Origin of the sequence: Megasphaera sp. MJR8396C, assembly GCF_001546855.1 — a bacterium.
Lineage (GTDB): Bacteria > Bacillota > Negativicutes > Veillonellales > Megasphaeraceae > Megasphaera.
Window position 1 is genome coordinate 78448 of the sequence record NZ_KQ958203.1, and the last position, 20390, is coordinate 98837.

The 20390-nt window shown below is 54.7% G+C and carries 18 protein-coding genes; 6 read left to right on the plus strand and 12 right to left on the minus strand.

Features of this window, described 5'->3' with window-relative positions:
• Positions 1-79 precede the first annotated feature (79 nt).
• From HMPREF3201_RS08790 to HMPREF3201_RS08805, 4 genes are read right to left on the minus strand one after another with little or no spacing between them, the layout of a single operon-like run.
• The gene (locus tag HMPREF3201_RS08790; protein WP_062412700.1) at positions 80-2512 is read right to left on the minus strand and encodes an ATP-dependent Clp protease ATP-binding subunit; all 2433 of its coding nucleotides are present in this window, start codon (positions 2510-2512) and stop codon (positions 80-82) included.
• A 6-nt stretch (positions 2513-2518) separates the two neighbouring features.
• A complete protein-coding gene (locus HMPREF3201_RS08795; protein ID WP_062412701.1) occupies positions 2519-3583 on the minus strand; it encodes an ATP--guanido phosphotransferase in 1065 nt (354 codons plus the stop codon).
• A gap of 3 nt (positions 3584-3586) precedes the next feature.
• Positions 3587-4102 carry a UvrB/UvrC motif-containing protein gene (locus HMPREF3201_RS08800; RefSeq protein WP_062412702.1) on the minus strand — a complete coding sequence of 172 codons (516 nt, stop codon included), beginning with the start codon at positions 4100-4102 and terminating at the stop codon, positions 3587-3589.
• A gap of 22 nt (positions 4103-4124) precedes the next feature.
• Positions 4125-4580: a CtsR family transcriptional regulator gene (locus HMPREF3201_RS08805; RefSeq protein ID WP_062412703.1), complete on the minus strand. Its 456-nt coding sequence runs from the start codon at positions 4578-4580 to the stop codon at positions 4125-4127.
• Positions 4581-4774: 194 nt separating this feature from the next.
• On the opposite strand from HMPREF3201_RS08805, the gene HMPREF3201_RS08810 reads away from it, so the two are divergent.
• Together HMPREF3201_RS08810 and HMPREF3201_RS08815 are read left to right on the plus strand one after the other, a co-directional pair.
• Positions 4775-6523 carry an ABC transporter ATP-binding protein gene (locus tag HMPREF3201_RS08810; RefSeq protein WP_227166399.1) on the plus strand — a complete coding sequence of 583 codons (1749 nt, stop codon included), beginning with the start codon at positions 4775-4777 and terminating at the stop codon, positions 6521-6523.
• A complete protein-coding gene (locus tag HMPREF3201_RS08815; protein WP_062412705.1) occupies positions 6516-8159 on the plus strand; it encodes an ABC transporter ATP-binding protein in 1644 nt (547 codons plus the stop codon). The genes HMPREF3201_RS08810 and HMPREF3201_RS08815 overlap by 8 nt, the downstream gene beginning before the upstream one ends.
• Before the next feature lie 248 nt (positions 8160-8407).
• On the opposite strand, the gene HMPREF3201_RS08820 is transcribed toward HMPREF3201_RS08815, so the two are convergent.
• From HMPREF3201_RS08820 to HMPREF3201_RS08830, 3 genes are all read right to left on the minus strand, one after another.
• Entirely contained in the window at positions 8408-9409 is a 1002-nt protein-coding gene (locus HMPREF3201_RS08820) for a VirK/YbjX family protein (protein WP_062412706.1), read from the minus strand.
• Between the two features lie 85 nt (positions 9410-9494).
• Positions 9495-10526, minus strand: a complete 1032-nt coding sequence (locus HMPREF3201_RS08825) for an alpha-hydroxy-acid oxidizing protein (protein WP_062412707.1) — start codon at positions 10524-10526, stop codon at positions 9495-9497.
• Between the two features lie 71 nt (positions 10527-10597).
• Entirely contained in the window at positions 10598-11422 is an 825-nt protein-coding gene (locus HMPREF3201_RS08830) for a 4Fe-4S binding protein (RefSeq protein ID WP_062412708.1), read from the minus strand.
• 148 nt (positions 11423-11570) lie between these two features.
• On the opposite strand from HMPREF3201_RS08830, the gene rnhA reads away from it, so the two are divergent.
• Complete coding sequence (gene rnhA / locus HMPREF3201_RS08835) at positions 11571-12248, plus strand: ribonuclease HI (RefSeq protein ID WP_062412709.1); 678 nt, start codon at positions 11571-11573, stop codon at positions 12246-12248.
• A 5-nt stretch (positions 12249-12253) separates the two neighbouring features.
• On the opposite strand, the gene HMPREF3201_RS08840 is transcribed toward rnhA, so the two are convergent.
• The 5 genes from HMPREF3201_RS08840 to HMPREF3201_RS08860 form a co-directional block, all read right to left on the minus strand.
• On the minus strand, positions 12254-13399 hold the full coding sequence (locus HMPREF3201_RS08840) for a glycerate kinase family protein (protein WP_062412710.1): 1146 nt from the start codon (positions 13397-13399) through the stop codon (positions 12254-12256).
• A 118-nt stretch (positions 13400-13517) separates the two neighbouring features.
• Entirely contained in the window at positions 13518-14588 is a 1071-nt protein-coding gene (locus HMPREF3201_RS08845; protein ID WP_062412711.1) for a CdaR family transcriptional regulator, read from the minus strand.
• A gap of 29 nt (positions 14589-14617) precedes the next feature.
• Positions 14618-15409 (minus strand): ZIP family metal transporter, encoded by a 792-nt coding sequence (locus tag HMPREF3201_RS08850; RefSeq protein ID WP_227163163.1) that lies wholly within the window; start codon positions 15407-15409, stop codon positions 14618-14620.
• Positions 15410-15764: 355 nt separating this feature from the next.
• Positions 15765-17096, minus strand: coding sequence for a branched-chain amino acid transport system II carrier protein (brnQ, locus tag HMPREF3201_RS08855; protein WP_062412712.1), 1332 nt, complete (start codon positions 17094-17096; stop codon positions 15765-15767).
• A gap of 98 nt (positions 17097-17194) precedes the next feature.
• Positions 17195-18352, minus strand: a complete 1158-nt coding sequence (locus HMPREF3201_RS08860) for a twin-arginine translocation signal domain-containing protein (RefSeq protein WP_062412713.1) — start codon at positions 18350-18352, stop codon at positions 17195-17197.
• A 186-nt stretch (positions 18353-18538) separates the two neighbouring features.
• On the opposite strand from HMPREF3201_RS08860, the gene tatA reads away from it, so the two are divergent.
• The 3 genes from tatA to HMPREF3201_RS08875 all read left to right on the plus strand — a co-directional run bounded on the left by tatA (position 18539) and on the right by HMPREF3201_RS08875 (position 20321).
• Positions 18539-18754 (plus strand): twin-arginine translocase TatA/TatE family subunit, encoded by a 216-nt coding sequence (gene tatA / locus HMPREF3201_RS08865; protein ID WP_044503511.1) that lies wholly within the window; start codon positions 18539-18541, stop codon positions 18752-18754.
• Positions 18744-19448 carry a twin-arginine translocase subunit TatC gene (gene tatC, locus HMPREF3201_RS08870; protein ID WP_062412714.1) on the plus strand — a complete coding sequence of 235 codons (705 nt, stop codon included), beginning with the start codon at positions 18744-18746 and terminating at the stop codon, positions 19446-19448. The genes tatA and tatC overlap by 11 nt, the downstream gene beginning before the upstream one ends.
• A 102-nt stretch (positions 19449-19550) precedes the next feature.
• On the plus strand, positions 19551-20321 hold the full coding sequence (locus HMPREF3201_RS08875; RefSeq protein WP_062412715.1) for an alpha/beta hydrolase: 771 nt from the start codon (positions 19551-19553) through the stop codon (positions 20319-20321).
• The last annotated feature ends 69 nt before the right edge of the window (positions 20322-20390 follow it).

Below are 20390 nucleotides of genomic sequence, written 5' to 3' on the forward strand. Positions count from 1 at the left end.
CTCCTTTGCGCTGTGTTTTAGCGCCAGTTATAAAAAAGGCTTCGCATGACGAGCACAGCCTTCATGCGAAGCCCCTTCATTATTCTGTCGTAAAGACGAGCTTCTTTTTATCTAAACTGTCGACGTGAATCGTATTGCCGTCTTTGACGTCACCGCTTAAGAGCATTTCCGAAATTGGGTCTTCGACCAATTTCTGGATGGCCCGTTTCAGTGGCCGGGCACCGTAAGCAAAGTCGGTCCCGTCCTGCACGAGGACGTCATCGGCAGCCGTCGTCCAATTGAGGCCTATGCCTTTTTCACCGAGGCGGCTTGTCAGCTCTTTGAGCATGATGTCGACGATCTGGCGAAGATCAGACTGCGCCAAGGGCTTGAAGACGATCATTTCATCGATACGGTTCAGGAATTCCGGACGGAAGAAGCGTTTCACTTCATCGAGGATTTCCTTGCGCGCTTCCTTGAAGGCCTTTTCTTCACTGCCGGCACCGTCGCTGCCGGTGGCAAAGCCCATGACCGGGCCCGACGGACGGAGATGAGAAGCCCCGAGGTTACTGGTCATGATGATGACCGTATTGCGGAAGTCGACGGTCCTGCCCTTGGAGTCAGTCAAGCGGCCTTCGTCGAGGACCTGCAGCAAGAGGTTGAAGAAGTCGCTGCTGGCCTTTTCGACTTCGTCGAAGAGGATGACGCTGTACGGTTTTTCCCGGACGGCATCGGTCAGCTCGCCCCCTTCTTCATAGCCGACGTAGCCCGGAGGGGCGCCGACCAGGCGGGAAACGCTGTATTTTTCCATGAATTCGCTCATGTCGATGCGGATCATGTTGTCCGGGCTATCGAAGAGCTGGGCCGCCAAGGTACGGGCGAGTTCCGTCTTGCCGACACCGGACGGGCCGAGGAACAGGAAGGAACCGATGGGACGGTTGGCATCCTTCAGTCCAGCCCGGGCACGGCGGACGGCTTTCGCCACAGCCGTAACGGCGTCGTCCTGACTGATGACCCGTTTATGCAGTTCTTCTTCCAAGTGGAGCAGGCGCTGCGATTCCGTTTCCGTAATCTGCTGGACGGGCACGCCGGTCCACATGGAAACGACGTCGGCAATGTCGTGTTCGGTCACGACGAGTTTTTCATCGTCATGCTGTTTCTTTTCCTTCTGCAGGGCCGAAATTTCCGAAGCGATCTTCTTGCCGGCATCGCGCAGGGACGCGCATTTTTCAAAGTCTTCCCCATCGAGGGCGGCTTCTTTTTCTTTCTTGATGTCAGCTAGCTTCTGTTCGAGGATCTGCAGTTCGTGGGACGGTGCATAGACCTTCATGCGGACCCGGGCCGTCGCTTCGTCCATGACGTCGATGGCCTTATCGGGCAGGTAGCGGTCGGAAATATAACGGGCCGACAATTTGACGGCAGCCCGTACGGCTTCGTCGGTGATGCGGGCCTTGTGGAAGGCTTCGTAGCGATCGCGCAGGCCGAACAGGATGGATACGGCGTCTTCTTCATTCGGTTCGCCGACCTGGACGGGCTGGAAGCGCCGGGCTAAGGCCGCATCTTTTTCAAAGTGCTTCTTATATTCGTCAGCCGTCGTCGCCCCGATGCACTGCAAATCGCCGCGGGCCAGGGCCGGCTTTAAGATATTGGCCGCATCCATAGCGCCTTCAACGGCACCGGCACCGATGAGTTGGTGAATTTCATCGATAAAGAGGATGATCGTATCGTCGCGGGAAATGGTGTCCAAGATGCGTTTGATCCGTTCTTCGAATTCACCGCGGTACTTGGTACCGGCGACGATGCTGGCTAAATCCAGGGAAAAGACGCGCTTGTTTTGCAAACTGTCGGGGACGTTGCCGGTAATGATGCGCTGGGCCAGCCCTTCGGCAATGGCCGTCTTACCGACGCCGGGAGCGCCGATGAGGACCGGATTGTTCTTTGTCCGCCGGCTCAGGATCTGAATGACCCGGCTGATTTCTTGTTCCCGGCCGATGACCGGATCGACCTTGTCTTTCTTGGCCCATTCATTGAGGTCGCGGCCGAATTGGGACAAGTCACCGCCTTTCTTTTCTCCGCCAGCTTCACTGCCGGCGGCGTCGCTGTCGTTCATGAGTTCGCTCAGGCGCTGGGATACAAGATCCGGGTCGATGTCCATGTCTTCGAGGATCTGGACGGCCATGCCCGTTCCTTCGGCCAGGATACCGAACAACAGGTGTTCCGTGCCGACGTAGTTCTGTTCCAGCCGATTGGCTTCACGGACGGCCATTTCCATGACCCGTTTCGTCCGCGGCGTCAGGCGCAGCTTGCCGCTCGTATCGGTTCCCCAACCGACCTGCTGTTCAATGGCACGGGTAACATTTTCCGACGTCAGGCCCAACTGGGAGAGAATCAGGCCGGCAATGCCGTCTTTATTTAAAACGAGACCGAGCAGGATATGCTCTGTTCCGACGTAATCATGATGAAATTTCTGTGCCGTATCCTGTGCAAACTGAAGCACGGCTTTGGCATCATTGGTAAATCTATTGTTAGCCATGGGAAATCACTTCCTTCTGTACTCACGGAGCACTTGCTGCACCGCTTGTGCGCGTCGGTGCTCTAAGTCTTCGCCGCTTAATTCCGAGCCTGCCTGAAGTTGGAGCCAGGCAGGATCCGAAGCGGCCATGATGGCTTCATAAGCCAAGGGCTGCACGGGGATGACGCCCATGTCGATGCCGAAGCGAAGATCGCTGGCAAAGTTCAGCGTTTCCCGGTCATCGAGGAGCCAGGCCTGACCGAGGGTGCCCCACGTGCGCAGCCATTTATCTTTTAAGGTATTCTTATTATGATCCCAAACCAAGGCGCGGCAGTTCTGTTCTTCCTGCACGATTTGGGTTACAATTTTTCGCAGTTGTTCCATCGTATCGGCTTCAGTCACGCCGAGGGTAATCTGGTTGGTGATCTGGAAAATATGGCCGATCGAGTCGTTCCGTTCCCCATAGATACCGGAGACGGTAAATCCAAATTTCGTCGTCCCTTGGACGATGCGGTTAAAGCGCTTCATCAGGACCAGGGCCGGGACGTGAAGGGTCACGCCGACGGTGAGGCCCGTGCCGGTAAGAGACGGGCTGGCCGTCAGGTAGCCAAAGTCATCGCGGAAGGCAAAGTCCAAATGGCTTTCCAGAGCATCGTCGATCTGGGCGGCCTGATCCCAAACGCGCCGCAGGTCAAAGCCAGGGGCGGCAACCTGGATACAGAAGTGGTCGTCTTCATTGACCATGATCGATACGGCGCCGTCTTCGCGAAGGAGGATGCCCCGGTGTTGAGGCCGTTCAATATGGCCGGCCGACGACAAATGCTTGACGGCCAGTACTTCCCGTTCAAGGGGCGTCAGGTCTTCAAAGGAAATGAAGCGGTAATGGCCTTGGCCCAACGTATTCAGCGTGCCGAGCTGGCCCTTGGCTTCGTCGAGGACGGCCGACAATTCCGTATCCGAGGCTTTATCGGGAAATACGTATTTCTTTAAATTCCGGTTCAATCGAACCCGGCTGTCAAGGACGATATCACAGAACTCACCGGTCCCGTCCTGCCAGGGGCAGAGCGGCGCCATGAGCATATCGAGAACCATGGCTTATTCCCCCTTTCCATCGGCCGGAAGTTGGCGCTGGAGCGCCCGGATTTCGTCGCGGACCTTGGCTGCTTCTTCATAGCGTTCTTCCTGAACGAGCTTCTGCAGGTGCTGGCGCAGGCGCTTGACCTGCGTGGCCGTCCGGAAGACACCGGTCCCGCGGTTCGGCACCTTGCCGACGTGCTTACTGTGACCGTGGATGCGGCGCAGCAGCGGCGGAATTTCTTCCTTGAAAGCTTCATAACAATCGGGGCAGCCGAATTTCCCCACATGGTTAAATTCCCCGTAGGTCATGCCGCAGCTGGCACAGCGCGGTTCATCGCCGCGATCTCCCTGATAATCGGGATAAGCCATCTTGCGGAAAAAATCATTATCGATAATATTGACATCTCGCATATTTGAGAAGTTTGACTGTCTCTTGGCACAGGTGGCACACAGGTGGACATCGGTGCGCTGCCCGTCTTCAATTTTGACGATATGGACAACAGCCTCGCGTTTTTTACAGGCATCACAGAGCATGGCCCTCACGTCCTTTCTATCTTCAATGAAGGTTCAGATTTTTCAAAATGTCGCTGATGACGAGTAAGCGCGAAGCCTCATCATCGATGCGGCGATAGAGTGATTCAAAGGTTAAATGGAGGATGACGGCCTCGTTGTTGGTGAGGCTGCGGCGCTTGAGCAGTTCATACAGTAAGGCGTCGAGGTCCTCCATGGAAATGCTGACCGCCGGCAGGCGTTCGTGGAGCAGGACCGGCGTCCGATCCTCCTTCTTCGGCGTCAGTTTGATGATACGGACGAAGCCGCCGGATCCGCGCCGCGATTCGACCAGATAGCCCCGGTCGTTAGAAAACCGCGTACTCAGCACGTAGCTGATCTGCGACGGTGCACACTGCAGTTCGTCAGCCAGTTCATTGCGGCGCAATACGATATCTGAATTGTCTTCTTCTAATAATTTATGTAAGATAAACTGTTCGATTTTATCAGCTAATACACTCATCGTAAATCACCTCTTAAAAAAAATCGACGGGGTTAATTTTTCTTTTTGACTTTCGTATAGGTATATTATATTCGTCTTTTTGACTTTACGCAAGAGGTAAGAATGTAAAGAGTTCTCAAATTAATAAAAATCAGGCTTTTTTCCCTCGCCAAACCCGACCATATGGTGTATGATAGATGAACTATAAAAGCGAGGTGTTACCATTGAAACAACGGGGACCCGGTTCCGTTTATTACTACTTTTTAAAAGAAAAGAAATTACTCCTGATCATCACCCTCAGCGGCCTCTTCTACAACGTCGGCATGATTGCCGGCCCCTGGTTTGACGGCCAGCTGGCCCAGTACCTCTACGACATGTTCGGCGGCACCAAAGAGGCCTCGGACATGTACGCCCTCTGCCTGATGTATGCTCTGGTCATCATCGCCGTTCAGAGTCTGCGCTACGTGAAGCGGCTCTACGTTCGAAAGTTTGCCAACAACGTCAGCCTGACTATGAAGGACCTCCTCTATCAACAGCTGGTACAGACGCCGACGGCAGCCATGGAACGCGAACACACGGGAACCTTGATGACTAAAGTCATTTCCGACATCGACACTTGTGTCGAAGGGATGCGCAAATTCACGACAGAAGTCTTCGATACGGGCGTCGTCATGGTGACCTACCTGGTCATGCTCCTGGTCTACGACTGGAAACTGACCCTCTGTGTCCTGGCCTTCCCGCCCCTGGCCTATCTCCTGGCCAATCGCCTGCGACGCCTGGTCGCCGAAACGGCGGCCCGCAGTAAAGAAAGCAGCGGCGCCTTGTCGGGCATCACCCTGGACCGCATCAGCAACGCCCTGACTTACCGCGTCTACGGCGAAGAAGCCGTCCAAAACGCCCAATATGAAACGTATCTGAAAGACTACGAACGGAAGATGATTTTAGCCAACCTGTGGGAAAATACGATGCAGCCCATCTATAAGATCATCGCCATGACCGGCACCATCCTCGTCGTCTGGCTCGGCGGCCGCAACGTCCTCGGCGACGGCTGGCAGATCTGGGACATCGCCGCCTTTTCGACGTACCTGTCGTGCTTCGTCAAGATGTCCATCAAGACGTCCCATGCCGCCCGCCTGTTCAATGCCGTCCAGAAGGCCCAGGTATCGTGGGACCGCATCCAGCCCCGTCTCGCTGCCTCCCATCCCCTGCCGGAACCGGTACCGGCCTTTCCGCCGGCAGCCCTTACGGTCCGTAACCTGTCCTTTTCCTATGCGCCGGATGATAAGCCGGTCTATCAAGGCCTGTCCTTTTCCGCCAAGCCCGGCGACATCATCGGCATCACCGGTCCCGTCGCCTGCGGCAAATCGACACTGGGCCTGACCTTCCTCGGCGAAAAACCCCACGGTGGCGAAATCCGCTTCGGCGCCCAGTCCTTGGGAAACGGCCAGACCGGCGCGGAAGGCATCGTCGGCTACTGCGGCCACGACAGTGAATTATTCTCGGCAACGATTGAAGAAAACATCCGTTTCGGCCTTCCTGGCGATGTCACAAAAGTCATCCGCGAAGTCTGTATGGATGAAGACTGTGCGTCCTTCCCCTTAGGTATCCAGACGCCGATTGGCGAAGGTGGCCAGCGCCTCTCCGGCGGTCAGCAGGCCCGCATCGCCCTGGCCCGGACCCTATTTCACCGCCGGCCCCTGCTCATTCTCGACGATCCCTTTGCCGCCGTCGACATGGCGACAGAACGAAAGATCTTCAAACAGCTGCGCGAGTCTTACAGCGACTGTATCATCTTACTCATTTCGCACCGCCTGTCCCTCTTTTCTGAACTCGACCAGGTCATTTGGATCAGCCATGACGGTACGACCATGACGGCAGACCATTCATCCTTATATGAAACCCACGAAGAGTATCAACGACTCTACAAGATGCAGCAAGCCCAGCGAGGTGACCGCCATGACTAAGATATTCCTCCAGACCTTACAAGCTAACGTCCGGCTCATCATCGGCCTGGTCCTTTCCATTGCCGCTTCCATCGGCGTCAACGTCGCACCGCCCCTCATCTTGCAGTATATCGTTGACAGTCTGGCCAGCGGCCATTTTACGATCATGCCCTTACTGACGGCAGGCATCATCTTCTTTGCCGTCAATGCCGGCAGCGGCCTCGTCGACGCCGTCAAAGAGACGTTGATCACCATCTTCGGCCAAAAGATCACCCATGGCCTGCGTTCGGCCATGTGCGACCGGCTCAGCATCCTGCCGGCGCCTTACTTCGTCAGCCATGAATCGGGAGCCGTCACGTCGCTCTTCGTCAACGACGTCGATACCCTGGAAGACCTCTTCGACTCCGGCGTCGTCAGCATGATCGCCGACGTGTTGACCATCTTCAGTATCCTGGCCGTCGTCTTCCACCTCAGTGCCGGCCTGGGCATCTTACTGTGCATCGCCCTGCCCCTCTTGTTTCTCCTGACCCGCTACTTCCAAAAGCGCATGCTCAAGGCCCAGCGGGACAACCGTATCGCCATTGGCCGGACCAACGAACTCATCCCGGAAACGGTGCACAACATCCGCACCATCCACACCTGCCAGCAGGAAAGCCACCTGCGCCACCGCTACGGACAGACGATACGGGACAGTTTTTCAGCCATGGAGCGCAGCAATTTCTGCGACGCCATCTACTCGCCCATCGTCATCACCCTCTCGACGCTCATCATCTGCGTCATGATGGCCTTATCGGTTAGCAGCTCCTTCCTGCAGGATTTCTTCGGCATGACCGTCGGCACCGTCGTCGCCCTCATCGCCTATGTCCGCCTTATCTTTTCCCCGATTGAAAGCATCGGCATGGAAATCCAAAACATCCAGTCGGCCATCGCCGGCATCAGCCGTTTGAAAGAATTTTTTGCCCATCCCGTAGAAGACCAGGGCGCCACCGACGACCTGACCCTTACCGCGCCGCCCCTGGTCATCGACGATGCCGCCTTTAGCTACGGCAGTGAATCGATCTTCCGCCACCTGTCGTTATCCGTCAAAACGGGGGAAATCGTCACCATAACGGGACGCACCGGAGCCGGCAAGAGTACCCTCTTTAAACTCATTCTCGGTCTCTACGCCCCCAAAGAAGGCACGATCCGCGTCTTCGGCTGTAAGCCTGCCGACCTTTCCCCGGCCCTGCGCCGCCAAGTCTTCGGCTACGTCGAACAGCAGTTCCATGACGTAGCCGGAACCGTCGGCGACCAAGTGACCCTCAAAGACCCACGGGTCTCGGAGGAAGCCGTCGAAAAAGCCCTGCGCCTGGTCGGCCTGTGGGACCTTTGCAGCGCCCTGCCCGAAGGACTTGAAACCCCGTTCCGGCAAGAATTTTTCTCCCGGGGCCAACTCCAGCTCCTGTCCATCGCCCGGGCCGTCGTCATGAATCCGCGAATCCTCCTCCTCGATGAAATCACGGCCAACCTCGACGCTCTGACGGAACAGCAGGTACTGACAGCCCTTCAGGCTGCCTCTCAAAACCGCACCGTCCTGTCCATTTCACACCGCCTCTACGAAGCCCAGGGCGGACGGATGGTCATCATGGGCACGGCAAAACATGGCTCACCCTCCTAACCCCAGTGCATACGCCAAGAGGACCTTTCGGGAAATGATCACTTCTCGAGAGGTCCTCTTTTTATGTCCGACGTTATCTGATGTGCCAAAGCAGCAGCGGCGATTCACGACGGACGCTTTATCATACATGTTAAGCCAGCATGCAAAAAAGCCAGTTCCCTGGTCGTATGCCCATGCGGGAACTGGCTAAATTGTATCCTCAACAAGGAGGACTTATCGCATTATCACTACTGATTAAAGACGGTCAGTCACCCCTTCGGCGCCTCGATGGGATCGTAATCGGCCGGCTTATCGACAATAGCTGCTTCATCGACGGCCGACGGCGTCGGGGCAAAGTCGTCGCGGAACAGCTTGCGAATGGCTTCGATGTAAGGCGGGACGATAGCATCCATGAGGAGATAGCGCTTGCGGAAGAGGTTTCGCTTCTGGGACTTGATGTCGTCGTACTTGCGGCGCTTTTCTTCGATGGGCAGGCGGAAATACCATTGTTCGCCTTTATCGGGTACAGCCCCTTCGCCGATCCAGAAGTCATTGAAATTGGTCTTCTTAGAACGGTTGCCGCGCAGGAGATGGCTGTTGGTATAGAAACCGTCGTCAGTGATGACGTACATATCGCGAATGCCCAGGGTCTGGACGAAGATACGCATCAAATAGAGGATGAAGTTCTTAGGCCGGTAGCCAAAGAGCTTCTTGGTCAGGATCTTGGTCGTTTCCAAGCCGTGCTTCGAGCCCTGGATGGTACCGATATACATGGATGGCGTGCCGTCGCTGTTGTAATCGAAGCGGAAGTTGAAATGGTAGGTCATCTGGCCTTCATGATAGAGGTAGAGCGACAGGAACCCTTCTTTTCGCTGGCCCGTATCAAAGATGAGCCGCACTTCAAGCGGCATGGACGGGTCGTCAGACGTCCAGAGCGTATAGCCCTTTCCCCAATAGATTTCGCGGATGACGTCATCGGAAAAGAAAGTCCGCAAAATCGTGAAATGATGCTTCAAGGCGTCGAGTCGTTGGCGCATGGTCGAATTCTTGAACAAGAAGACGCGGGTCATGACTTCCTGGAAGTCCGGGTCGTGCTGCTCAAAAAAGCCCTGCATCGGTTCATAATGGTCAAAGAAATCGTACAGTTCTTCAAACAAGGCCCGATTGGAGACGGCTCTGGCAAAAAAAACGACAGCCCGCTTGTTCTCTTGAAAGTTCCGAGGTCCGTATATGATTCGCGACAAGTGCCAAAAATGGGAAATACTGTGCATGAAATTCCTCCTATCAAGTACAATCCAATAGGACCATTATACGGGCAGGCCAGCGGGCTGTCAATTATTTAGCTGTGGGAATACCTTATTTTAACCGTCTTAAGATATCCGGCGATACGTTGGACAAATCGTGGACGCCGGTAATCATCATGGCATCCATGAGTTCCCGTTTCAAGGCGTCTAACAAGAGCTTGACGGCTTCAGCCTGGCCGCCGATAGCGGCGATGGCGATGGGACGGCCAATGAGGACGGCATCGGCACCGAGGGCCAGCATCTTGAGGACGTCTTCACCGTGACGGACACCGCCGTCAACGAAGATCGTCAGCCGACCTTTTACGGCTTTGGCGATTTCCGGCAGGACGTCGGCCGTGCCGACCATACCGTCGAGGATGCGGCCGCCGTGGTTGCTGACGACGATGCCTTTAGCACCGGCATCGGCACAGGCAATGGCTTCTTCCGGAGACATGATGCCTTTTACGATAAAGGGCAGGGACGTCGCTTTGACGAGTTCTGCAATGTCACTGGCGCTCTTAGGTCCGACGGGCTGGCCAAAGATATGCATATTGATCAGGGTTGCCGCATCGATATCACTGGCAACGGCAAAAGCATGAGCCTGTTCAGCGATTTTAATCTTTTCAATGATCTGGTCGTTGCTGCGCGGTTTGATCGTCGGAATGACCGTTTCTTCCCGCTTTTTCGAAGCGACGATGCCCGATTCAAACATGTATTCCATGCCGCCATCACCGGTAAAGCACAGGGTTCCGGCATCGAAGGCGCCCTTCGTAACGGATTCGTTATAGTCCATTTCTACCGTAGCCGGATCGCCGGGGACCTTGGAATTGAGGATGACGCCACCGACAGGAGCGACGAGGACCGGCATGCTGATTTCTTTGCCGAAAATCGTGACCGCCGGATTGGGATCCAGTTCACTGTCCATGCTGCGCATGACCAAACCATATTCGGCCAGGGCTTCTACGTTGCGCAGGAAAGATTTTGCCGTCCGCAGGCCGCCAAAGCCGGGAATCATACCCTTACAAGCCTTGCCGTCGCATTCGGGACAGACGTAACAGCCTTTCATCTTTTTGCGAGCCAGTTCGCGAGCTTCTTGTAAATCCATAGAAAAAACCTCCTTAAATTTATAAAATATATAAAAACTTTAAATAATGATAAGCAAAATAAATCGGCAGCTTAACGGGTAAAGATTTTATTAGGAGCCCGATCCGTATAATGCGCTTCCAGCATCCGGACGTGAGATAAAAATGCCGGATCGTCAAAATACTTAGCCCCATAGGGACAGTCGGTGACGCAGCGCTGGCACTTGATGCAGATGCCGGTCACGACCGACGGCTGATCGAAATCGATGGAACCCATGGGACACTTTTGGGCACAGAGGCCGCAGGACGTACATTTTTCCATATCCGTCTTGGGGACGGCCTTCAAGAATTTGGCCGGCTTTCCGTCTTCCCCTTGGGGAATGTAATAGGGCGCTTCGGCGTCGCCGTCGACGGCCAAAGGTCCCGTAGGACAGTCTTCCCCTTGAAGGGCTTGTACGACCTGTCGGGAAAGGCCCTCCACGTCGGCCAGGTCCGCTTCATCGGGACGGCCGGCGGCCAAGATGTTAGAAAAGGCGTGATTGGCGACGAAGGCCCCGGCAGCGACGAGGTTAAAATCCTTTGCTTCCAGAATGGCGCTGAGTTCGGCCAAGGCGTTGTCGAAAGAACGGTTGCCGTAAGTCACCAAGGCGACGGCCGGCGTCCCCGCTCCGAATAAGGCCTCCCGGTAGGTCGGCATGATTTTATTGGGAAGCTTTCCGGCATAGGTCGGTCCGCCGACGACGACCAGGTCGCTTGCGGAAAAGCGATTCTCCCCTTCCCGCTCAGCCGGTAAGTCGAAGGATACCGTCTTAAGCGGTACCTGAAGCGCTTTGGCAAGGTCCGCAGCCAGGCGGCAGACGAGATTTTTCGTATGACCGGTAGGGCTGAAATAAACGGCATAGACTTGCTGAATGTTCAAATAAATCCCTCCCAACACGAGGAACGATAAGTTGTATACCTTCATTATATAAAAAACAGGCGCTAAAGTCACTGACTGCGCCTGTTTTCTTTTTATTTTTTGTGGTACAATCAAATCCGTGATTGACGACGAAAGAATGAGGTGTCTTATGCAAAAGAAAATATATGCGGTACGAAAAGGCCGCCAAACGGGGCTCTTTACTTCTTGGGCAGACTGTAAAAAACAAGTCGACGCCTTCCCGGGAGCCCGCTATAAAAGCTTCACCGATGCCACGGAAGCCATGAAATGGCTCAGCGGTATAGAAAGTACCCCTGGCCGGCCGACGCCAAAAACGCGAACTCGAAAACCGATGGCAGCCGAAGCAGCGCTTCCTGCCGATGAAGATCAGGATTTTGTGATCTACACCGACGGCTCGTGCCTGCGCAACCCTGACGGCCCCGGCGGTTGGGCTGCCGTAGCCCGCAACGTCGCCACCGGCGAGATCACGGAACTATCCGACGGCCATCCGTCGACGACTAATAATCGCATGGAGCTCCAGGCGGCCATCATGGCCCTGCGCTTTGCCCCGGAAGGTACCAAGGTCGCCTTGTATACCGACAGTCAGTACCTGAAAAACGGCATCACCAAGTGGATGACCAACTGGAAGCGCCGCGGCTGGAAGAAGGCCGACGGCCAGCCCGTCTTAAACCAAGAGCAGTGGATAGAGCTCGATAAGCTCTACGGATCCCACACGGTCACCTTCCACTGGGTCAAAGGGCACGTCGGCGTCGCCTTAAACGAACGCTGTGACCAATTGGCGAAAGCCGAAGCATCAAAGTATCGCTGATCGCCTTAGCTTACGGCACGGATGAGGTTAAAGACCTGCTGGGCCGTACGGGTCATGTTGCCAATCGCCGTATCGCGGTCCATGGCTTCCTGTAAGGGCATGGCCTTGTCGACGATGGAAAAGAAGGCATCGATGCCCTGACGGTTGCATTCCCCGGCATCTTCTGTCGTGCAGCCGGCCAGGGCGATGACCTTGGCCCCATACTGTTTGGCAAGCTTGGCGACGCCAATGGGTGCCTTGCCCATGGCCGTCTGGGCATCGAGGCGGCCTTCTCCGGTGATGACGTAATCGGCATCGGCTACGACGTCGGCCAATTTAATGGAATCGAGAACGATTTGGATACCCGAACGAAGGCGCCCTTGGAGATAAGCCAGGAAGGCAAAGCCCAGGCCGCCGGCCGCTCCGGCACCGGAAGCCTGGCTGTAGTCTTGGCCCTTATAAGCCTTAGTGACAGCCGCAAAGGAACGACTGGCGTCGTCAAGGCGTTTGACGTCGGCCGGCGACGCCCCTTTCTGAGGCCCAAAGACGGCGGCAGCCCCTAAGGTGCCGTATAAGGGATTGGTGACGTCACAGGCGACGTCAAAGGTGCATTCCTTCAAAGCCGGCAGGACCTGACTGTCGTCGACAGAGGCGATGTCGCCTACGGCAAGGCCGCCGGTCCCGACGACGTGCCCTTCTGCATCGCGAAAGACGTAGCCCAAGGCTTGAAGCATGCCGACGCCGCAGTCGCTGGTAGCGCTGCCGCCGAGGCCGATGATGAAGTGGCGGATGCCCCCTTCGATGGCTTTGGCCATGACCTGGCCGACACCGTAAGTCGTCGTGTAGAGGGGGTTGCGCCGATCTTCCGGCACCAATCCCAAGCCGGCCGCTCCGGCCATTTCAATAACCGCCGTCGCCGTATCGGGGAGATAGCCGTAGGAACAGGAAACGGGTTCTCCAAGCGGTCCTTTTACGACGGCATGGCAAAGCTTCCCATTCATCCCTTCGACCAGGGCTTCGACGGTCCCTTCCCCGCCGTCGGCCAAGGGTTTGACGACGATCTGTACGGGCTGGCTGCCATAGGCTTTGCGAACGCCGGCTTCGACGGCTCTTCCTGCTTCGACAGACGTCAGGCTGTTTTTTAATGAATCGATGGCAATGACAATTTTCATATCGTCCACTCCTTTATGCGCTATGAGTTATATACATATTCATTGTGACTCTAGTGTAGCAAAGGAGCTTTTTTATTTCTATGGTATACATAACAAGAAACGCTGCCATTTTTAGTTCTTAGAACCATGGCAGCGTGGCAATATAAAGGGTTACGGCATCGTCGAAGGACCGCGGGTCAAGGCCCGTCGTCTCGGCGATTTTTTTCAGCCGGTACTGAAGGGTATTCTTATGGATCGAGAGGATGTCGGCCGTCTTCTGAATGGAAAGGTTTTGCCGGTAATAGACCTGTAGAAGGTGAATGTCACGCTCCGTAAGGTCCTTACAGACATCCTGCCGATACCGGCGCCGCAGCGGAGCGCTCAGACTCTGCAGCAGAAAGGTCAGTTTCATGTCGTCGGCATGGACGCTGAAGACGTCTCGGTCGGCAGCGGCCTGAAGGGCCAGTTTGGCAAAGCGATACGATTCATAGACACGGTGAAACGGTTCTTCGGTCCCGATCCCGACGCGGACCGACGGATAAAACTGCCCCTTCCACCGGGACAGCTGCTTATCCCACTGAGGATAGGCGCCGCGAGGTATGATGAGTACGAAGCTGTCGGGATAGATATAGGTAAACAGGGAGATACCGAGGTCTCCGCAGGCCGCGGTCATGGTCTTGCGAAAAGCGTCGGCCCGTCCGTCCCCATCGTACCCACGAAAGACGGCAGCGACGTAAAGATGTTCCGTCAGTTCCGGCCGTTCGTCGGCCATCTGCTGCATCGTATCCCGGTCATGGTAAATGAGGGCCATGACCTGACGGCTGCGGTACTCCTGTTCGCTGAAGGCCTCTTCATTGAGGCCGTATTCTTTGAGGAAGACCTCGCAGATTTTGGTCAATAGAAACCCGTACTGACTGACCACATCCGGTTCGCCTGTAATGCCGATGACGCCGAGGACCTGCTGATCCATGATGATCGGGTAGTTGACGCCCTTACTGACGCCGTCTTCCGGTCGGTTCTCATGGACGGTCTGAACCTGACGCAGCCTGGCCGCCGTGGCCCCGACTTTGTGATAGGTACCGATCCGTTTCTCATCGGTACTGGCCATGATGCGGCCATGACGATCGATAAAATTGATATTCCAGCCGATGACGGCCTTGGCCGAATCGACGATTTGTTGGGCTAATTCATCGGTAATACGGACTTTCAAGGCCTCTCACCTTCTTCCGATACGATTGATCAGGACAGGGCAACGTCCATGGCCATCATGACCGTAAAGCCCAAGGCAAAGGACAAGACGCCGATATCCGAGTGTTCGCCGGCCGACATTTCCGGAATCAGTTCTTCGACGACGACGTAGCACATGGCACCGGCAGCTAAACTGAGGAGATACGGCAGCACGGGCAGGATAAAGGCCGTCAAGGCAACGGTGACGACAGCCCCGATGGGTTCGACAATCCCTGACAGGACACCGCCGATAAAGGCCTTATGGGTCCCCATACCAGCCGACTTCAAGGGCATGGAAATAATGGCCCCTTCCGGCATATTCTGAAGGGCAATCCCTAAGGACAAGGCCAAAGCCCCGGCAGCACTGATGCCGGTCTGGTCGGCCAAAAGGCCGGCGTAGACGACGCCGACAGCCATCCCTTCCGGAATGTTGTGCAAGGTTACGGCCAAGACCAGCATCGTCGTCCGCTGCAGATGACTGTGCGGGCCTTCGGCCTGTTCGCTGTACATATGAAGATGCGGGACGAGACGGTCCAACGCCAGGAGCAGGAAGATGCCCAGCCAAAAGCCGACGACGGCCGGGACGAAGCCAAACTTCCCTAAATGGGCCGATTCTTCCATAGCCGGAATGAGGAGGCTCCAAATCGAGGCGGCAATCATGACGCCTGAAGCAAAGCCCGTCAACCCACGCTGAACCTGATGGTTCAATTCCCCCCTCATGGCATAGACACAGGCCGCCCCTAAGGATGTCCCGGCAAAGGGAATCAAAATGCCAAGAATGGCACTGTTCATCGTACTGTCCATAGTAAAACCCCTTTCATTTCCTATATTTTTCCTTTCATTTTACCCATCCGAAGCCCTCCTGTCAATGACCTTAAAGGTCTTGAAAATGGGATTAATCCTCAATTTTCCGCGTTTCTGACTTCGCCTCCCCCGACGAAGAGACGACCTCCCTGATTACGGCAAAAAAGACTATCGTCATGGTAACGGGTGTCACCATAACGGATAGTCTTTCCTGACATCGATTGTATTACGTTGTAAAAACCCAAGTTTCACCAAGGATGCAAATCGCTATGGACAAGGGGCTTGAACACTTCGTCTCATAGGCCTAATATCCCTCGTGGGAAGCCATGGTTTTATTCGAAAGCTTGGATTTAAGTTACTCTTCACTGGCTAAGGCACTGTCCCCGGTAATCTTGCCGGGAAGGACCAACGACAGGGCCATGCAGACCAAAGCCGGTACCAGCCAGCCTAAGCCGCTGTCCCCTAAGGGAAGTCCCTGGATCAACGTGCCCGCCGCCTGGACGCCAAAGAACTGGTAGGCGATGTCGATGGCCGATACCATGCCGGCAGCCGCCGCCGTGCAGCGCATGCCGAGTTTCGACAGGCTGACGAATTTATTGAGGATAGTCAGCATGACGACGACGATGGCAATGGGATAGACGAACAACAGCAGCGGCAGGGTGACCTGAATGATCTGGTTCAGTCCCAAGTTGGCTAACAGGAAGCTGACGACGCAGATGAGGGTGACGTACTGCTTATAGGACAGGACCGTAAATTCTTCGGCAAAGAAGGTCGAAACGGCGGCGATGAGGCCGACCGTCGTCGTAAAGCAGGTCAAGGTGACCATGACGGCCAAAAAGGCCATGCCGACGGTACCGAAGATCTGGAACGACGTCTGAGACAGGACGTAAGCGCCGAGGTTGACACTGGGGTCGGAATAGACCGACTGGGGAATGGGAAAATGATTGCCCAATAAGGCCAGACCCAGGTATAAGCAGCCCATGAGGACGGCCACAGCGGCCCCTGCCATCCAGACACTGGCGATGTGTTCCTTTTTCGACGTGAATTCGATCCGCTTCAAGGCCCCGATGGCGATGATGCAGAAGGCAAAGGAAGCCAGGGTATCGACGGTGTTGTAGCCTTCGATAAAGCCGTTGCCGAAGGCCGAAGCGGCGAATTTCCCCATGGGAGCCGCTTCCGACGGCGTCGTATAGGCAATCATGCCGACGATGATGATCAGAATGATCATGACCACAAAGATTGGCGTCAAGACCTTGCCGACGCGGTCGAGGAGCTTCGACGGTGTAATGGACAGCCACCAGCCGCAGGCAAAATAGAGGGCTGTAAAGATAGCCAGAGGTATCATGCCGTCACCGGTAATGGGCAGGATGCCGATGGAAAAAGACGTCGCTGCCGTTCTGGGAATGGCCATCAACGGTCCAATGGCCAAATACATGAGGGTCAAGATGATGAGCGAAAATAAGGGCGAAATCTTACGATTCATTTCGGCTCGGAATCCTCCGGGATTAAAGGTCCCCATGATGACGGCGACGACGGGCATGCCGATGCCGGATAAGAGAAAACCGAGGATGGCCGGCGTAAAAGCCTGACCGGCCTGAAAGCCTAAGGACGGCGGGAAAATAAGGTTCCCGGCACCAAAGAACATACCGAATAATAACAATCCAACTTGTGCTCCATTTTTGAACATAAACGGGATAACTCCTTTCTGAGTAGACATTACCTCCGTCTATTTTAAAGTTTAAAGCTGGCGCTGTCAATTATAAAGTATGCATCATAAGACGCTTGTTATTTCAGGATTACATTGCCCACAGCCTGCGCCACGAGCTGTTCCCCATTAGGCTGGGACTGAAGCATGTTGAGGTACATGCAGGACAACTGTGCTTCCGCATAGTTTTTAAAGTAATTGAAGGCTGCGCCGTTGCTGTCGCTGTCGCTCATGCCGTATTGCTGAACGGCAATTTTCTTTAAGAGGGGTGATGTTTTCTGAGCGGCCGGAGAGCTGAGGACCCAGTCGTGGTCGCCGAGGTGGACGATGTAGCCTTCCTGACGATGCGGTGCCGGAAGACCGTCGCCCATCTTATTGAGGACGCCGTAGGCAATGGGGTCTTTTTGAGCGACGATGGCGGCGGCTTTGATCCACGATACGACGTCGGCTTCGCCTTTGGCATCGCTGGGAGCGCCGTGGGCACAGGCCTGAGCGACGATTTCTTCGGCCGGCAGGCTGCGGTACATCGATTCAGCGATGGACAAGACGTGATGGGCGCCCTGGCCGGCAATGGTGTATTCCTTTAAGGATGAGCCGTCGGGCTGCCACTGGAAGACGAAGGGCTTCATGATATCGTGAAGGAGCTGACCGGCCAGCGCGATGTCGGAATTGACGCTGTAGCAGAACACTTCTTCATAGGTATTGACGATGCTTTCCGTAATATGAACGTTGGCGCTGACGTGGGTAGCCAGTCCTCCCGGATAGGGATGGTGGCTGCCGTAGCCGCTGCCGGGAGCCGTCATGAAAGGCTGTACCTTGCCCGTGAAAGGCGGCAGCAAGTGCTGGACGTCGATCTTGCCGGTGTCGATGAGACCAGCCGCCGACAGCTTCGAATAGAGCATGCTGATGGCCGAGGCCGACGTGTACTGCTGCATGAACATCGGCGTCGGATGCTGGATCATGGTCGTGACCGTATCGCGCAGCCAGCCGTCTTTCAGTTGACGAGCCTGTTCCAAGATGTACGAATAATTACGGGAAACTAATTTGGATGCTTTGGCACAGACTTCGGCGTCTTTCGGCAGCTGGCCAAAAGATACGGGCGTCAAGTCTTGTTTGGAAAGGTGGCTTCCGCTCTCTTTGGCAGCAGAAAGGTCAGGCATCGAGAATAAGGCCGCACCAATCGCCGTACCTGCAGCCATCTTCAAAAATGTCCGTCGTGAAAAATTATGTTGTTCCATGGTAATCCCTCCTAAAGTAAAAACTAGTGACAGTATAAGTCAATTTTGTATAAAAAATGTATATGCTGAGAAAAGATAAAGAAAAAATAAACAAGATGGGATAATTTTACAAAAAAGCGATTCTTTCTTTACCCAAAGCCCACATTTTTTACCTATACTGATAAAAAAAGCAAGGAGGTTTTTCTCATGTTTGGTTTAGGTGTTCCTGAATTAGTCCTCATTTTAGTCATCGGTCTGGTCATCTTCGGACCGGGTAAACTGCCCAGTATCGGCAATGCCCTGGGCAAGAGCCTGAAAGAATTCAAAGAAGCCGTCCACGAACCGGCAGCTGCCAAAGAAGACATCAAAGAAACCGTGTCCGAAGCCGTATCGCCGGCATCGACTGAAAATCATGGAAAGTAAAGAAGCCGTCATGCCCCTTACGGGGCATCTGTCGGAACTGCGCCGCCGCCTCATCATTTCCATCGCCATGCTGGCCGTCGGCATGATTCTCAGCAACTTTTGGCTCGATGAAATCATGGCCTTTCTGTCAGCGCCGGCAGGAAAGCTCTATTTTATGAAACCGGCCGAAGCCTTTTTCATCTATTTCAAAGTCATGTTAACTGCCGGCGCCATCATCACCGCGCCGGTTCTTTTTTACGAATTCTGGGCCTTTTTGGTTCCCGCCTTTACGACCCACGAAAAGCGGCTGCTCTTCTTCCTGGTACCGACGTCGCTGACCCTCTTCCTGTCGGGCATCGCCTTCTCGTGGTTCATCGTCCTCCCTCGGGGACTTCAGTTTTTCCTCAACTTTTCGTCCGATTCCGTCCAGCCCCTGCTCTCTATGGAAAGTTACCTGAATTTTGTCTTCATGCTGGTCCTGCCCTTCGGCCTCATCTTCAACCTGCCCCTGGTGCTCATCGTCCTGGCAAAACTCGGCCTCATCACATCGAGCATGCTGGCCCAAAAGCGAAAGTACATCATTCTCCTGTCCTTCATCGCTGCAGCGGTCATCACGCCGACGACGGACATCTTATCCCAGTGCCTCTTGGCCATGCCGATGATCGTCCTCTTAGAAATAAGCCGGATCATCATCAAATACGGCCTGCGCAGCTGACACCAAGGCAACACTCCGGACTGCCCTTACGCGGCAGTCTTTTTTTATGGTATACTAAGAGCGAACGTCTTACCGACGAATCCCTATAAAAGAGGCATCCCTATGGAAAAACATTTTGATATCAACGAAGAAGGCTACAGCGTCCGCTGCCGGTTCTTCGTTCATGACAGCCATAAAAACGAGCGCCATTTCGACCACGTAGCCATCGTCACCCACGGTTTCGGCAGCAGCAAAGACACGGCCGGCACAGCCCACTTTGCCGAACAGCTGACTTCAAAGTACAAAGATTTCGCCGTCATCGCCTTCGACTGGCCCTGCCACGGCGAAGATGCTCGTAAAAAGCTGGCCATTCCCGAATGCATGACCTATCTGACGTTGGTCACAGACTACGCCAAAGACACGTTAGGAGCCAAAGCCCTTTATAATTATTCCACCAGCTTCGGCGCCTATATCACCCTGCGCTACATCCTCGAAGTCGGAAATCCCTTCCAAAAGATCGCCCTGCGCAGCCCCGGCGTCAACATGTATGACAGCATGAGCAACCACATCGCCGAAGAAGGCTATGCCAAACTCAAGAAAGGCAAGGAAATCCAGGTCGGCTTCGAACGGAAAATGAAAATCGACCAGACCTTCATGGACGATCTAAAGAGTTTTGACGTCAATGACCACGAATACTTCGACGTCGCCGACGACATCCTCATCATTCACGGCACGAAGGATGAAATGATCCCCATCGCCTTATCCAGACAATTTGCCGAAAACAACGTCATCGAATTCTATCCCGTCGAAGATGCCAATCACCCCTTCCAGAACCCCAATCACATGGCCCTGGCCATCCATAAGATCATCGAATTCTTCCGACCCGAATCCTGATTCGCCCTTCGGCATCAAAAAATCCCTGTCACGACCGTCTGAACTGCTACCCGTCAAGTAGACACTCGA